General features: G+C 59.5%; 12 protein-coding genes. 5 read left to right on the plus strand and 7 right to left on the minus strand.

From position 1 onward, the window contains the following. Position 1: 1 nt before the first annotated feature. Genes crcB through C4J90_RS15815 form a run of 4 tightly spaced genes read right to left on the minus strand, consistent with a single transcriptional unit; the run spans position 2 to position 4,812 of the window. Positions 2–376 carry a fluoride efflux transporter CrcB gene (crcB, locus tag C4J90_RS15800; protein WP_124363281.1) on the minus strand — a complete coding sequence of 125 codons (375 nt, stop codon included), beginning with the start codon at positions 374–376 and terminating at the stop codon, positions 2–4. After that, positions 373–1,698: a replication-associated recombination protein A gene (locus C4J90_RS15805; protein ID WP_124363282.1), complete on the minus strand. Its 1,326-nt coding sequence runs from the start codon at positions 1,696–1,698 to the stop codon at positions 373–375. Before C4J90_RS15805 ends, crcB begins: the two co-directional genes overlap by 4 nt. 27 nt (positions 1,699–1,725) lie before the next feature. Next, positions 1,726–2,349, minus strand: coding sequence for an outer membrane lipoprotein chaperone LolA (lolA, locus tag C4J90_RS15810; protein ID WP_124363283.1), 624 nt, complete (start codon positions 2,347–2,349; stop codon positions 1,726–1,728). Between the two features lie 54 nt (positions 2,350–2,403). Next, positions 2,404–4,812 carry a DNA translocase FtsK gene (locus C4J90_RS15815; RefSeq protein WP_124363284.1) on the minus strand — a complete coding sequence of 803 codons (2,409 nt, stop codon included), beginning with the start codon at positions 4,810–4,812 and terminating at the stop codon, positions 2,404–2,406. A gap of 498 nt (positions 4,813–5,310) precedes the next feature. Here C4J90_RS15815 and aat point away from each other — a divergent pair, with 498 nt between their 5' ends. The 3 genes from aat to infA all read left to right on the plus strand — a co-directional run bounded on the left by aat (position 5,311) and on the right by infA (position 7,074). Then, positions 5,311–5,991: a leucyl/phenylalanyl-tRNA--protein transferase gene (gene aat / locus C4J90_RS15820; protein ID WP_124367406.1), complete on the plus strand. Its 681-nt coding sequence runs from the start codon at positions 5,311–5,313 to the stop codon at positions 5,989–5,991. A gap of 56 nt (positions 5,992–6,047) precedes the next feature. Continuing rightward, positions 6,048–6,755, plus strand: a complete 708-nt coding sequence (locus tag C4J90_RS15825; RefSeq protein ID WP_124363286.1) for an arginyltransferase — start codon at positions 6,048–6,050, stop codon at positions 6,753–6,755. Positions 6,756–6,855: 100 nt separating this feature from the next. After that, positions 6,856–7,074, plus strand: a complete 219-nt coding sequence (gene infA / locus C4J90_RS15830) for a translation initiation factor IF-1 (RefSeq protein ID WP_002553999.1) — start codon at positions 6,856–6,858, stop codon at positions 7,072–7,074. A 246-nt stretch (positions 7,075–7,320) separates the two neighbouring features. Here the strand turns inward: infA and clpA are convergent, their stop codons facing one another. Then, entirely contained in the window at positions 7,321–9,591 is a 2,271-nt protein-coding gene (gene clpA, locus C4J90_RS15835; protein WP_124363287.1) for an ATP-dependent Clp protease ATP-binding subunit ClpA, read from the minus strand. A 29-nt stretch (positions 9,592–9,620) separates the two neighbouring features. Continuing rightward, entirely contained in the window at positions 9,621–9,989 is a 369-nt protein-coding gene (gene clpS, locus C4J90_RS15840) for an ATP-dependent Clp protease adapter ClpS (protein WP_124363288.1), read from the minus strand. A gap of 224 nt (positions 9,990–10,213) precedes the next feature. Between clpS and cspD the strand changes: the two genes are divergently transcribed. Further along, complete coding sequence (gene cspD / locus C4J90_RS15845) at positions 10,214–10,480, plus strand: cold shock domain-containing protein CspD (RefSeq protein WP_256658872.1); 267 nt, start codon at positions 10,214–10,216, stop codon at positions 10,478–10,480. A gap of 74 nt (positions 10,481–10,554) precedes the next feature. On the opposite strand, the gene icd is transcribed toward cspD, so the two are convergent. Then, positions 10,555–11,811, minus strand: coding sequence for an NADP-dependent isocitrate dehydrogenase (gene icd / locus C4J90_RS15850; protein WP_124363290.1), 1,257 nt, complete (start codon positions 11,809–11,811; stop codon positions 10,555–10,557). Positions 11,812–12,305: 494 nt separating this feature from the next. Between icd and C4J90_RS15855 the strand changes: the two genes are divergently transcribed. Next, on the plus strand, positions 12,306–14,531 hold the full coding sequence (locus C4J90_RS15855; RefSeq protein ID WP_124420284.1) for an NADP-dependent isocitrate dehydrogenase: 2,226 nt from the start codon (positions 12,306–12,308) through the stop codon (positions 14,529–14,531). Positions 14,532–14,608 lie beyond the last annotated feature (77 nt).

Here is a 14,608-nt window from a genome sequence, read left to right on the forward strand (position 1 = left end):
ATCAAAGTTTGGTCAAGGACAGGCCGGCCCAGGTGGCGAGCAGCCCGCCGAATACGCTGATAGCTGCATAGCCAATCGCCAGCAGCACTTGCCCGCTTTCCAGCAGGCGTACGGTATCCAGTGAAAATGATGAAAAGGTCGTCAGGCCGCCAAGGAAGCCAACCATCAGTCCGGCGCGCACCTCAATCGGTACTTCGGGACGCACCAGGAACAGGCCGTATAAAACACCGATCAACAGGCAGCCCACGATATTAACGGCCAGCGTCGCGGTATAGAAGTGCTTGGGCCAATTCGCGTTGATCCAGTTACCCGTCGCAAAGCGCAGCAGTGTACCCGCGATACCGCCCGCCGAGACGGCGACCACTAAAGGAATCATGACTTTCTCCGCTGCCTGGGACTTAAACGATCGAGTGCGGCCAGATGATTGAGCTTCTCACCGATTTTCAGCTCCAGGCCACGGGGCACCGGCTGATAGAGCGGCAACGGTTCCAGCTCATCGGGAAAGTAGTCTTCACCGGCCGCGTAAGCGTCCGGCTCATCATGGGCATAGCGGTACTCGTCACCGTAACCCAGCTGCTTCATCAACTTGGTCGGTGCGTTGCGCAAGTGCATCGGCACTTCGAGCGAACCGTGTTCGGCCGCCGCGCGCAGCGCCGACTTGAAGCCCATGTACACCGCGTTGCTTTTGGGCGCGCATGCCAGGTAGGTAATGGCCTGGGCCACCGCCAGCTCGCCTTCCGGGCTGCCGAGGCGCTCTTGCACGTCCCAGGCGGCCAGGCACAGGCTCAGGGCGCGCGGGTCGGCATTGCCGATGTCTTCGCTGGCCATGCGCACCACGCGGCGCGCCAGGTACAACGGGTCGCAACCGCCGTCGATCATGCGCGCAAACCAGTACAGCGCGCCGTCCGGGTTGGAGCCACGGACGGATTTGTGCAGCGCCGATATCTGGTCGTAGAACGCTTCGCCGCCCTTATCGAAACGCCGGCGTGTGTCACCCAGCAGGCTTTGCAGCAGGTCGACGCCAATCTCGCCGCCATCTTCGGCAAGGTCCGAGGCGTTCTCCAGCAGGTTGAGAAACCGCCGGCCATCGCCATCGGCGGCGGTGAGCAGGATCTTGAAGCCCTCTTCACTGACGCTCAGCTGGCGCTTGCCAAGCCCCTTGTCTTCGGTCAAGGCGCGCTGCAACAGCTTCTGCATCGCCGCCTCGTCCAGGCTCTTGAGCACGTAGACGCGCGCCCGCGAGAGCAGCGCGTTATTCAATTCGAACGAAGGGTTTTCGGTGGTGGCGCCGATAAAGATCAGCGTGCCGTCTTCGACGTACGGCAGGAACGCATCCTGCTGGGACTTGTTGAAGCGATGCACTTCGTCGACGAACAGGATGGTGCGCTTGCCGTATTGCCCGGCCTGCTGCTTGGCGATTTCAACCGCCTGGCGGATCTCCTTGACCCCGGCCAGCACGGCAGAGACCGTTTCGAAGTGCGCATCCGAGACCTTGGCCAGCAGCCGCGCCAGGGTGGTTTTACCCACCCCCGGCGGCCCCCAGAAAATCATCGAGTGCAGCGCACCCTGCTCCAGGGCTTCACGCAAGGGCTTGCCGCGAGCGAGCAGGTGTTCCTGACCGACGTACTCGTCCAGGTTGGTCGAGCGCAGGCGCGCGGCCAGAGGCTGGGCAATCGGGTCACTTCGAAACAGATCCATGGGCAGCGTTTGAAACCTCTGGGGAGTTTATTCCTGGATCACGTCGGCACCCTTGGGGATGTCGAACTTGAACTTGGAGGCGGGTACCGGCTGGTTGGCCTTGACCCCGGAGAACAGGATATCGGTGCGCTGGCCGACGCTGTCGATCAGGCGCATGTTATTGATCACACCGTTGCCGAACGACAGTTGCAGGCTGTCAAACAGCGTGTCCTTGGATTTTGGCTTGAGGGTGAATTCGATCACGTTGCTGGTTTGCTTGGAGGTGATATCGAAACTGTCGTTGATCTTCGATACATCGCCCGACAGCAGCAGCGCTGGCGTCTGGTTCAGCCGTGGGTCGAGCTTCTTGATGGTCGCCTGCTCCAGGTCCGGGTCCCACAGCGTGACTTTCTGGCCGTCGGAAACGATGGTCTGTTCGGCCTTGCCTTCGGTATGCCAGTAGAACAGGCCAGGACGCTGCACAGCCATTTCACCCGCGGTTTCCTGCAACTGGGTGCCACCCGCGTCCAGGGTCAGCTGGGAAAAGCGCGCGGTCAGGGTCTGGGATTTGTCCAGCAGGTTCTTCAGGCTGGCCACCGAAGCCGGGTCAGCGTGAGCCGAAGCGGCGGTCAGGGCCAGTACCGGCAACAACAGCATGCGGATAATGCGCATGGGAATCCTCATTGAGTAATCAGGGCGCGCCGCGTGCTGCCACGCGGCGCGGGATCAGTCGCGCATCTGCCCGGGGGCGATGATTTCACGCGAGCCGTTGGTGTTCATTGCGGTGACGACGCCAGCGTTTTCCATGGCTTCGATCATGCGGGCTGCGCGGTTGTAGCCAATCTTCAGCTTGCGTTGCACCGCAGAAATCGAGGCGCGACGGCTTTCCAGCACGAACGCCACGGCCTCGTCGTACAGCGCGTCGGTTTCGGCGTCATCGTCGCCACCGCCGCTGCCGCCGTCGAAGCCGCTACCGGCCTCTTCAACGCCGGCGAGGATCTCGTCGTTATATTCCGGTGCACCACGCAGTTTCCAGGCTTCCACCACGCGATGCACTTCATCGTCGGACACGAAGGCACCGTGCACACGGATCGGCAGGCTGGTGCCGGGCGGCATATAGAGCATGTCACCGTGGCCCAGCAGTTGCTCGGCGCCGCCCTGGTCGATGATGGTCCGCGAGTCGATCTTGCTCGACACCTGGAACGCCATGCGCGTGGGGATGTTGGCCTTGATCAGGCCGGTGATCACATCCACCGACGGCCGCTGGGTCGCAAGGATCAAGTGGATCCCGGCCGCACGGGCCTTCTGGGCGATACGCGCGATCAGTTCTTCGACCTTCTTGCCGACGATCATCATCATGTCGGCGAATTCGTCGACCACCACCACGATGGTCGGCAACTTGGTCAGCAGCGGCGCTTCGTCGTGAATGTTCTCGCGCTTGTACAGCGGGTCGGTCAGCGGTGTGCCGGCGTCCTGGGCTTCCTTGACCTTGGCATTGAAGCCAGACAGGTTACGCACGCCCATCTTCGCCATCAGCTTGTAGCGACGTTCCATCTCGGCGACGCTCCAGCGCAGGGCGTTGGCGGCGTCCTTCATGTCGGTGACCACCGGGCACAGCAGGTGCGGAATGCCTTCGTAGATCGACAATTCCAACATTTTCGGGTCGATCATGATCAGCTTGGCGTCGTCCGGGCCGGATTTGAACAGGATCGACAGGATCATTGCGTTCACGCCCACCGACTTACCGGAACCGGTGGTACCGGCCACCAGCAGGTGCGGCATTTTCGCAAGGTCAGTGATCACCGGCTTGCCGCCGATGTCATGGCCGAGGGCCAAGGTGACCGGCGATTTGAAATTGTCATATTCCGGGGTCGACAGCACCTCGGAGAACCGCACGATCTGGCGGTCTTCGTTGGGAATCTCAATACCCACGGTGGTTTTGCCGGGAATCACTTCCACCACGCGCACGCTGGTCACAGCCAGGGAACGGGCCAGGTCTTTGGCCAGGTTGGAAATACGGCTGACCTTGACGCCCGCAGCCGGCTGGATTTCGTAACGGGTAATCACCGGGCCTGGGTGAATCGAGTCCACCGACACTTCGACCCCGAATTCCTTGAGCTTGATTTCCAGCAGGTGGCCGACGGCCGCCAGGGATTCGGGCGAGTAGTTGAGTTGTTTCTTTTCCGCCGGGTCGAGAATCGAGATCGGCGGCAGGGTGCCTTCGACGGCGCTGTCGATAAACAGCGGGGCCTGCTTTTCTTTCTGCACGCGATGGCTTGGCTCGGGCGCCTTGGGCGGCGCGGGAGCGATCACCGGCGGCACCTGCTTCTCGCGGTCCGACATGTGCTTGCTCAGGGCCTGTTCGCGCTCGATCAGGCGTTCCTTGACCTTGGCCTGCTCGCGGCGGTCCGGCGTGCTGGGGGCCACCACTTCGTTGACGCGGGTGTCCACTTCGCGCAGCTGCGCAACCATTTGCTTGCGCTCGACACGCGCCGCCCACCAGCGATTGGCGGCCCCCTGGAACAACTCGAACAGATCGAGGGTGATCTTGCCGGTCACGTCCATTACCTTGAACCAAGACAGGTCGGTGAACACCGTAAGGCCGAACAGAAACAGCGCGATGAACATCAGGGTGCTGCCCTGGATATTCAGGGTGCGGCGCGCCAAGTCGCCCAGGCTTTCGCCCAGCGCCCCGCCCGCACCCGCTGGCAAACCGGTGGGCGCGTGGAAATGGATATGCGCCAGGGCGGCGCCGGACAACACCAGGAACACCAGCCCAATCAGGCGCCAGGAGAACAGCCAGCCGCTCCACTGCCACGGCTCATGCCGCTGGCGGAAGATCTGCCAGGTCTTGATCGCCAGCAGCAGCGGGAAGATGTAGGCGAAATAACCGAGAATCATGAACAGGATATCGGCGCTGTAGGAACCCACGGGGCCACCGAAATTCTGCACGTCGTCGATTTTGCTGTTATGGCTCCAGCCAGGATCGTCCTTGCCATAGGTGAGCAAGGCCATCATCAGGAACAGGCACAGCGCGCCGATAGCGATCAGCGCACCTTCCTTGAGTCGGTAATGCAGGTGCTGACGCCAGGCCGGCACGACTGCTGCTTTGGGTGTTGCGGCGGATTTCTTCAAAACGGGTCTTTTCCTGCGCCTTTTAGCGCGTCCATCTGTTGAATGACTGCACACGACTGCTCTGTCCCGAGCAGCTGAAAAATGACGAATGTTGCTGAATCTACTTTTAACACTGCGTAACGCATAGGCGAAATGGCGATAACGCCACGATCGCCGCATTGTACGGGTTTGCGTGCGCGATGCCACGCACTTGCCCGTCACCCGGTAGCGTGAACCCTCCAGGTGTTGCAGCCTGTTCAATTTGAGCATGCATTGTCTTTGCTGACAAAGGCTTATGCGCTGTATTTAGCAAACCAGGCAAGCTTGGCAAATAGCCTGCACTGGTCAGACCTGATTACGACCGCGCCTTATGCACAGAGTTGCAGAAACACCCTTACACGCTAATCCGCGCCGAAAACCTATTCGGGCTGGCCCCGTGGCGCTGTGTCGACAATAATCACCGCTTGGGGCAGGCCCAACCACCTGCCACTCCCCTCCCCTTCCGTAAGCCTGGATGCCATGCTGACCTGGTTACAACGCGACACCCTCACATTCCCGCCACTGGCCAAGGCCATGCGCGAACCCAACGGCCTGCTTGCCGCCGGCGGCGACCTCTCAGCCGAACGGTTGATTCAGGCCTATCGTCACGGCTGCTTCCCCTGGTTCTCCGAAGGCCAACCGATTCTCTGGTGGTCGCCGGACCCACGCACAGTGATATTCCCCGACGAGCTGCATGTCTCGCGCAGCCTCGGCAAATTATTGCGCCAACAGCGCTATCGCGTGACCTTCGACCAGGACTTCGCTGCGGTTATTCAAGGCTGTGCGGCGCCACGCGCCTATGCCGATGGCACCTGGATCACGCAAGGCATCCAGAGCGCCTACCTGGAGTTGCATCAGCGTGGTTACGCCCACTCGGTCGAGGTGTGGGACCAGGGGGAGCTGGTTGGAGGCCTCTACGGCCTGGCGATGGGCCAATTGTTTTTTGGTGAATCGATGTTCAGCCGCGCCGACAACGCTTCCAAATTCGGCTTCGCCACGCTGACCCGGCAATTGCAGGCCTGGGGCTTTGTGCTGATTGACTGCCAGATGCCCAACGACCACCTGCACAGCCTGGGCGCACGCGCCATACCGCGCAGTGAGTTTGCGCAGTGGCTGCGCAATCATCTGGACGTGCCCAGCTCTGGGCCGTGGGTTTCTTAGGCGCCATTCGCGCACCTGGCTTACACTTATTTCAAAGCTTATCCCGAGGGTTGATCATGACCGAGCTGGCGCGCTTGAAGTTCTATGCCACTCAAGCCCACTCTTGCAGCTATCTGCCCGACGAGCAGGCCACTACGCTGTTCCTCGATCCCAGCCAACCGATGGACGTGCATGTGTACGCCGACCTGTCGGAGATGGGCTTTCGGCGCAGCGGCGATCACCTGTACCGGCCTCACTGCCAAAACTGCAACGCTTGCGTGCCGGCGCGGATTCCGGTGGCGCAATTTGTGCCGGATCGCAACCAGAAACGCATTCTCAAGCGCAACGCCGACCTGACGGTAAATGCGGTCAAACCGCAGTACAGCGAAGAATACTTCGATCTTTATCAACGCTACATCGAACAGCGCCACGCCGACGGCGATATGTTCCCGCCCAGCCGCGATCAATTCTCCACCTTCCTGGTGCGTGACCTGCCTTTTTCGCGCTTCTACGAATTCCGCCTCGACGGACGGCTACTGGCGGTGGCGGTCACCGACCTGCTGCCCAACGGCCTGTCGGCGGTGTACACCTTCTATGAGCCTGCCGAAGAGCGCCGCAGCCTGGGACGCTTTGCCATTCTCTGGCAGATAGGTGAAGCACTGCGCCTGGAACTGGAGGCGGTGTACCTTGGATACTGGATCAAGAACTGCAAAAAGATGAACTACAAGACCCAATATCGGCCCATTGAACTGCTAATTAATCAAAGATGGGTAACGCTTAACTAGAACCCCTTGGCTTGAACACCCTTTTTCGGGCACAATGCACGCCGCTTTTGCCTGGCGCAGTTGCACCGGGCCATTCACTGGATACCGAGGGCTTTACTGCATGTCGAAAGAAGACAGCTTCGAAATGGAAGGCACTGTCGTCGACACCCTGCCCAACACCATGTTTCGTGTGGAGTTGGAAAATGGGCACGTCGTAACCGCGCATATCTCCGGCAAGATGCGCAAGAACTACATTCGTATTCTTACCGGTGACAAAGTGCGCGTCGAGCTGACGCCCTATGACTTGAGCAAAGGGCGCATCACTTACCGCGCTCGCTAAGCAAGTCAATACAAAACGCCCGGTTCTGCCGGGCGTTTTTGTGTGCATGAGATTTACCTGACACCTGAAAACCACTGTGGGAGGGGGCTTGCTCCCGATAGCAGTGGGTCAGCCAGTACATGGGTGGCTGATGTACCGCTATCGGGAGCAAGCCCCCTCCCACATTGGAATTTCATCGTTTTGGTGATGGTATTCCAGATAGCAAAAAGGCGCCTTTCGGCGCCTTTGTGTTATTGCAGTGAACGATCAGGCCATTTCAGCGGTGGTTTCGAAGTCGAAGGTCAGTTCGCCGTCCTTCAGATCGATGTGCACCACGCCACCATGGTCGGAAAGCTCGCCGAACAGGATTTCTTCGGCCAGCGGCCGCTTGATCTTGTCCTGGATCAGACGCGCCATCGGGCGAGCGCCCATTGCCGCGTCGTAGCCGCCTTCCGCAATCCAGCTGCGCGCCGCTTCCGACACCTCCAGCTGCACGCGCTTGTCTTCCAACTGCGCCTGAAGCTCGGTGAGGAACTTGTCCACCACGCTTTTGATGACCTCATGGCTGAGGCGACCAAATTGGATAATGGTGTCCAGACGATTGCGGAACTCCGGCGTGAAGCTCTTCTTGATCACTTCCATCGCATCGGAGGAGTGATCCTGATGCGTAAAGCCGATCGACGCCCGCGCAGCGGTTTCAGCGCCGGCGTTGGTGGTCATGATCACGATTACGTTGCGGAAATCCGCCTTGCGCCCGTTGTTGTCGGTCAGGGTGCCGTGGTCCATCACCTGCAGCAGCAGGTTGAAGACTTCCGGATGCGCCTTCTCGATTTCATCGAGCAGCAACACGCAATGCGGCTGCTTGGTGATCGCCTCGGTCAACAGGCCGCCCTGATCGAAGCCGACATATCCCGGAGGCGCACCGATCAGGCGCGACACAGTGTGACGCTCCATGTATTCGGACATATCGAAGCGCACCAGCTCGATCCCCATGGCTTTGGCCAATTGGCGCGCCGCCTCGGTTTTGCCGACACCGGTCGGGCCGGCGAACAGGAACGAGCCCACGGGCTTGTCCGGCGACTTGAGGCCCGCACGCGACAGCTTGATCGCGGTGGACAACGCATCGATGGCCGCGTCCTGGCCAAACACGGTCAGCTTGAGGTCACGTTCCAGGTTACGCAGCAGCTCTTTATCGGAGCTGTTGACGTGTTTAGGCGGAATACGCGCGATCTTCGCCACGATGTCCTCGACCTGAGGCACATCGATGCGCTTCACACGTTTCTCGACCGGCTGCAGGCGCTGGTAGGCCCCCGCCTCGTCGATCACATCGATCGCCTTGTCCGGCATGTGCCGGTCATTGATGTAGCGCGACGCCAGCTCAGCGGCTGCACGCAAGGCCTCATCGGTGTACTCGATGCCATGATGCGCTTCAAACCGGCCCTTGAGCCCGCGCAAGATGCCGATGGTGTCTTCAACCGAAGGCTCGGACACGTCGACTTTCTGGAAACGACGCGCCAGGGCACGGTCTTTTTCGAAGATCCCGCGGAACTCCTGGAACGTGGTCGAGCCAATGCAGCGGATATCACCCGACGACAGCAGCGGCTTGAGCAGGTTGGACGCGTCCATCACCCCGCCCGACGCGGCGCCGGCACCAATGATGGTGTGGATTTCGTCGATGAACAGAATCGCCTGCGGGCGTTTTTTCAGCTCGCCGAGCAGCGCCTTGAAGCGCTTCTCGAAATCGCCACGGTACTTGGTCCCGGCGAGCAATGCGCCCAGGTCCAGGGAGTAAACGACGCTGTTGGCCAGCAGGTCCGGCACCTGATTGTCGACGATACGCTTGGCCAGGCCCTCGGCGATCGCGGTTTTCCCCACGCCCGCTTCACCCACCAGCAACGGGTTGTTCTTGCGACGGCGCGCGAGGATCTGCGCTACACGTTCAACCTCGAGCTCACGCCCCACCAGCGGATCGATCCGCCCCTGGCGCGCCAACTCATTGAGATTGCTGGCATAGGCATCCAGCGGATTGCTTGAAGAGGAAGACTCACCGCCCTCGTCGTCCTGCATATCCTGCTCACCCTCGGAATGATCGCCGTGCCCAGGCACCTTGGAGATACCGTGGGCGATGTAGTTAACGACATCAATACGGGCAACGCTCTGCTGCTTGAGCAGAAATACGGCCTGGCTTTCCTGTTCGCTGAAAATCGCCACCAGCACATTGGCGCCCGTGACTTCACGCTTACCGGAGCTCTGTACGTGGAATACAGCACGCTGCAATACCCGTTGGAAGCCCAGGGTCGGCTGGGTCTCACGGTCCTCGTCATGCACGGGGATCAGTGGCGTGGTGGAGTCGATAAACTCCTGCAGGTCATGCTTGAGTTTGTCGAGGTTGGCGCCGCACGCACGTAGAACGGTGGCGGCAGCTTCGTTATCCAAAAGTGCCAGCAGCAGGTGCTCGACGGTCATGAATTCATGACGCTTCGAACGAGCCTCCTTGAAGGCAAGATTGAGGGTGACTTCGAGCTCGCGGTTTAACATAGCTTCACCTCATACCCAAGTGGTCGGCGTTAACCGTCCTTCTCGATTTCACAGAGTAGCGGATGCTGGCTGTCCCTGGCGTACTGGTTGACCTGCATGGCCTTTGTCTCGGCGATGTCGCGGGTAAACACTCCACATACTGCCCGTCCTTCTGTGTGAACGGCCAGCATTACCTTGGTCGCCAACTCGCGGTTCAGGTTAAAAAACACCTCGAGCACTTCGACCACGAAATCCATCGGTGTGTAGTCATCATTGAACAAAACCACCTTGTACATCGGCGGCGCCTGTAAAGCAGGCTTGGCCTCCTGAACAGCAATGCCTGCAGAACCGTCGTCGTCATGTTCCTGATCCGGGCGATCCTGATTGAATGTTAGTCGAATCTGGCTATTTGCATGCATGGAAAGAAAGGTTCGTCAGTGGTTCAAATACAGTGGTGGGGGCGAGCTGTCAGATTTTCAACTCTGACCCTTCGGTCGCCTTGACTATCAGCAAATCGGTGTTACAACCAATAGAGCCCACAGTGGGTAAAAAAGGTCCGCGCAGTCAACCTTATTTATTCGGGTTAGGACGGATAGACGGGATGATACTCCAGTGATGGAGTCTGGTGCAGAGGGATAAGGGAATGGCTAGTGGTAAGGTCAAGTGGTTCAACAATGCCAAGGGTTACGGCTTCATTAACGAAGACGGCAAGGCTGAAGACCTTTTTGCGCATTACTCAGCAATCAAGATGGATGGCTACAAGACATTGAAAGCGGGTCAGACTGTCTGCTTTGAGATCATTCAAGGTCCCAAGGGCAAGCATGCCGTAGAAATTAAAGCACCAGAAGCTACTAAAGACGCGCCGAAAGCAGAAGCGCCTGCTCTGCAATCGACAACGCAACGGGCCTGACCAGCCACTTGGCAAAGTCTTGAGAGCTAAACCGGCCATTCTGAGTTATCAGCACGGCCGGTTTTTCTGCCTGTTTACATATGCTTGATCAGTGCATCACCAAAGCCCGACGACGACACCAGCGTAGCGCCCTCCATCAGGCGCTCGAAATCATAGGTCACGGTCTTCGCCGAAATCGCGCCGTTGGTGCCCTTGATGATCAAATCGGCCGCCTCTACCCAGCCCATGTGCCGCAGCATCATTTCCGCCGAGAGAATCAATGAGCCCGGGTTGACCTGGTCCTTGCCCGCATACTTGGGCGCCGTACCATGGGTGGCTTCGAACATGGCCACGGTGTCGGACAGGTTGGCACCCGGCGCAATACCGATGCCGCCCACTTCCGCCGCCAGGGCGTCAGACAGGTAGTCGCCGTTCAGGTTGAGCGTCGCAATCACGTCATATTCAGCCGGGCGCAGCAGGATCTGCTGAAGCATGGCATCGGCAATCGCATCCTTGACCACCACGTTCTTGCCAGTCTTCGGGTTCTTAAACTGCATCCACGGCCCGCCATCGAGCAGGGTCGCGCCGAACTCCTCGGCCGCCACTTCGTAGGCCCATTCCTTGAAGGCACCTTCGGTGAACTTCATGATGTTGCCTTTGTGCACGATGGTCAGCGAGTCGCGGTCGTTATCCACTACATATTGCAGGGCCTTGCGCGCCAGGCGCTTGGTGCCTTCCAGCGATACCGGCTTGATACCAATGCCGCAATCCTGGTCGAAGCGGATCTTGGTAACGCCCATCTCCTCCTTGAGGAACTTGATCACCTTGATCGCCTCAGGCGAACCGGCCTTCCACTCGATGCCGGCGTAAATGTCCTCGGAGTTCTCACGGAAGATGGTCATGTCCACGTCCCCCGGCTTCTTGACCGGGCTGGGCACGCCTTCAAACCAGCGCACCGGGCGCAGGCATACATAGAGGTCGAGTTGCTGGCGCAGGGCTACGTTCAGCGAACGGATGCCGCCGCCGACCGGGGTGGTCAGCGGGCCCTTGATGGACACCACGTAATCCTTGACCGCATCCAGGGTTTCCTGAGGCAACCAGGTGTCCTGGTCGTAGACTTGGGTGGCCTTCTCGCCGGCGTACACCTCCATCCACGAGATTTTGCGCTTGCCGCCGTAGGCCTTTTCAACAGCTGCGTCGACCACCTTGATCATCACCGGGCTGATGTCGACGCCAATACCGTCACCTTCGATATAGGGGATGATCGGTTGGTCAGGAACATTGAGAGAATGGTCTGCATTGACGGTGATTTTGTCGCCGACTGCCGGAACCTGAATCTTCTTGTATCCCATGCTGAACTCCATCTATGGATTGAACATCTGGCTGCGTTCGAGCCTACTCCAGATAAATGGCGACTGAAACCTTGCGCCATGCTCATTTGCATCGAAAACAGCATAAATTGTCGCCTACTAGCCTGAAAGCAAAGGCAAAATCGCCAATCTTGAGCACAGCGTGCGACTTTAGCCGCACACGCACCCCCTGCGACCTTTAGACCAATGGACGACCCACCTTTTGTATGAAGGCTCAGCGTAAGCATAGCGACCTATGTATAATGCCGCCGCTGACCAAAGAGTCACGACGGTTGACCGCTCTAGACAGTAGCCTTCAGCCAGAAAGCAGGACTATTACAATAGTCCAAACGCTTGACGCTCGACTGATGCAACCCAACATCACCGCGAAGAAACCTCGACATTTCGCTCATGGATGACTTTGAACGAACGCGCTCCACCCGGCGCATCTCGAGTTTCTGCGCACGCTTTCAGCAAAGAAGAGAGTTAATCCGAATATGCCCACCCGCTCGAAGATCATCTACACCTTCACCGACGAAGCCCCAGCCCTCGCCACCTATTCACTGCTGCCTATCGTAGAGGCCTTCACCGCTTCCGCTGATATTGCCGTGGAAACCCGCGATATTTCCCTCGCCGGGCGCATCCTCGCAAGCTTCCCCGAGCAACTGGGCGACAAGGCTATCCCGGACCACCTCGCCGAACTGGGCGACCTGGCCGTTACGCCTGAAGCCAACATCATCAAGCTGCCTAACATCAGCGCCTCGACCCCGCAGCTGCAAGCCGCGATCAAGGAACTGCAGGCCCAGGGCTACGCCCTGCCGGACTACCCGGAAACCGTAACCACCGACGCGGAAAAAGAAACCCGTGCCCGTTACGACAAGGTCAAGGGCAGCGCCGTGAACCCGGTCCTGCGCGAAGGCAACTCCGACCGCCGCGCACCGCTGTCGGTCAAGAACTACGCACGCAAGCACCCCCACAAGATGGGCGCCTGGGCTGCCGACTCCAAGTCGCACATTGCCCACATGAGCAACGGCGACTTCTACGGCAGCGAAAAAGCCGTACAGATCGAAACCGCTGACGCTGTCAAAATCGAGCTGATCGCTCAAGGCGGCACCGCCACCGTCCTGAAAGAAAAGACTTCGGTACAGGCCGGCGAGATCATCGACACCGCCGTACTGAGCAAGAAAGCCCTGCGCGCGTTCATCGCCGCCGAGATCGAAGACGCCAAGAAACAAGGCGTGCTGCTGTCGGTTCACTTGAAAGCGACCATGATGAAGGTCTCCGACCCGATCATGTTCGGCCAGATCGTTGCCGAATTCTATAAAGACGCCCTGGCCAAGCACGCGACCGTGCTGGAACAGATCGGCTTCAACCTGAACAACGGCATCGGCGACCTGTACGCCCGCATCAAGGCCCTGCCTGCCGAGCAACAGGCGCAGATCGAAGCGGACATCCAGGCGGTCTATGCCGCTCGCCCTTCGCTGGCGATGGTCAACTCCGACAAAGGCATCACCAACCTGCACGTACCGAGCGATGTGATCGTCGACGCCTCGATGCCAGCCATGATCCGTGACTCCGGCAAAATGTGGGGCACCGACGGCCAACTGCACGACACCAAGGCCGTGATCCCGGATCGCTGCTACGCCACCATCTACCAGGCGGTCATCGAAGACTGCAAGGCCAATGGCGCCTTCGACCCCACCACCATGGGCAGCGTGCCAAACGTTGGCCTGATGGCGAAGAAAGCCGAAGAGTACGGCTCCCACGACAAGACCTTCCAGATCAAGGCTGACGGCGTAGTCCGCGTCACCGACAGCAAGGGCAACCTGCTGATGGAACAGAACGTCGAAGCGGGCGACATCTTCCGCATGTGCCAGACCAAAGACGCGCCGATCCAGGACTGGGTCAAGCTCGCCGTCAACCGCGCACGCGCCAGCAACACTCCGGCCATCTTCTGGCTGGACCCGCAGCGCGCTCACGATGGCGTGGTGGTCGAGAAAGTTCAGGCCTACCTGAAAGACCACAATACCGAAGGCCTGGACATCCGCATCATGGCCCCGGTCGACGCGATGAAGTTCACCCTGGAGCGTACCCGTAAAGGCCTGGACACCATCTCGGTGACCGGTAACGTACTGCGCGACTACCTGACCGACCTGTTCCCGATCATGGAGCTGGGCACCAGCGCCAAGATGCTGTCGATCGTGCCGCTGATGAACGGCGGCGGCCTGTTCGAAACCGGCGCCGGCGGTTCGGCACCGAAACACGTGCAGCAGCTGCTGGAAGAAAACTTCCTGCGCTGGGATTCCCTGGGCGAGTTCCTGGCCCTGGCCGCGTCCCTCGAGCACCTGGGCGTGACGTACAACAACCCGAAAGCCCTGGTCCTGTCCAAGACCCTGGACCAGGCCACCGGCCAGTTCCTCGACAACAACAAGTCGCCATCGCGCAAAGTCGGCAACATCGACAACCGCGGCAGCCACTTCTACCTGGCGCTGTACTGGGCCCAGGCCCTGGCCGCCCAGACCGAAGACACGGCACTGCAAGCGCAGTTCGGCGAACTGGCCAAGACCCTGGCCGCGAACGAAGCAACCATCGTTGCCGAGCTCAACGCCGTACAGGGCAAGCCAGTGGACATCGGCGGCTACTACGCACCGAACCCGGAGCTGACCAGCAAGGCCATGCGCCCAAGCAACACGCTGAATGCGGCGATTGCCAAGTTGAAGTAAGGTTGTAAGGATGCAAAGAAGCCCCGGCCCTGCGCCGGGGTTTCTGTTTCCAGCGTTCACCTGACGAAACCGAATCC

Source organism: Pseudomonas sp. R2-60-08W (assembly GCF_003852335.1).
Classification (GTDB): Bacteria; Pseudomonadota; Gammaproteobacteria; order Pseudomonadales; family Pseudomonadaceae; genus Aquipseudomonas.

Coding starts and splice junctions, on each gene's coding strand:
- crcB (WP_124363281.1), bottom strand. CDS start 376: ATGATTCCTTTAGTGGTCGCCGTCTCGGCGGGCGGTATCGCGGGTACA.
- C4J90_RS15805 (WP_124363282.1), bottom strand. CDS start 1,698: ATGGATCTGTTTCGAAGTGACCCGATTGCCCAGCCTCTGGCCGCGCGC.
- lolA (WP_124363283.1), bottom strand. CDS start 2,349: ATGCGCATTATCCGCATGCTGTTGTTGCCGGTACTGGCCCTGACCGCC.
- aat (WP_124367406.1), top strand. CDS start 5,311: ATGCTGACCTGGTTACAACGCGACACCCTCACATTCCCGCCACTGGCC.
- C4J90_RS15825 (WP_124363286.1), top strand. CDS start 6,048: ATGACCGAGCTGGCGCGCTTGAAGTTCTATGCCACTCAAGCCCACTCT.
- infA (WP_002553999.1), top strand. CDS start 6,856: ATGTCGAAAGAAGACAGCTTCGAAATGGAAGGCACTGTCGTCGACACC.
- clpA (WP_124363287.1), bottom strand. CDS start 9,591: ATGTTAAACCGCGAGCTCGAAGTCACCCTCAATCTTGCCTTCAAGGAG.
- clpS (WP_124363288.1), bottom strand. CDS start 9,989: ATGCATGCAAATAGCCAGATTCGACTAACATTCAATCAGGATCGCCCG.
- cspD (WP_256658872.1), top strand. CDS start 10,214: ATGGCTAGTGGTAAGGTCAAGTGGTTCAACAATGCCAAGGGTTACGGC.
- icd (WP_124363290.1), bottom strand. CDS start 11,811: ATGGGATACAAGAAGATTCAGGTTCCGGCAGTCGGCGACAAAATCACC.
- C4J90_RS15855 (WP_124420284.1), top strand. CDS start 12,306: ATGCCCACCCGCTCGAAGATCATCTACACCTTCACCGACGAAGCCCCA.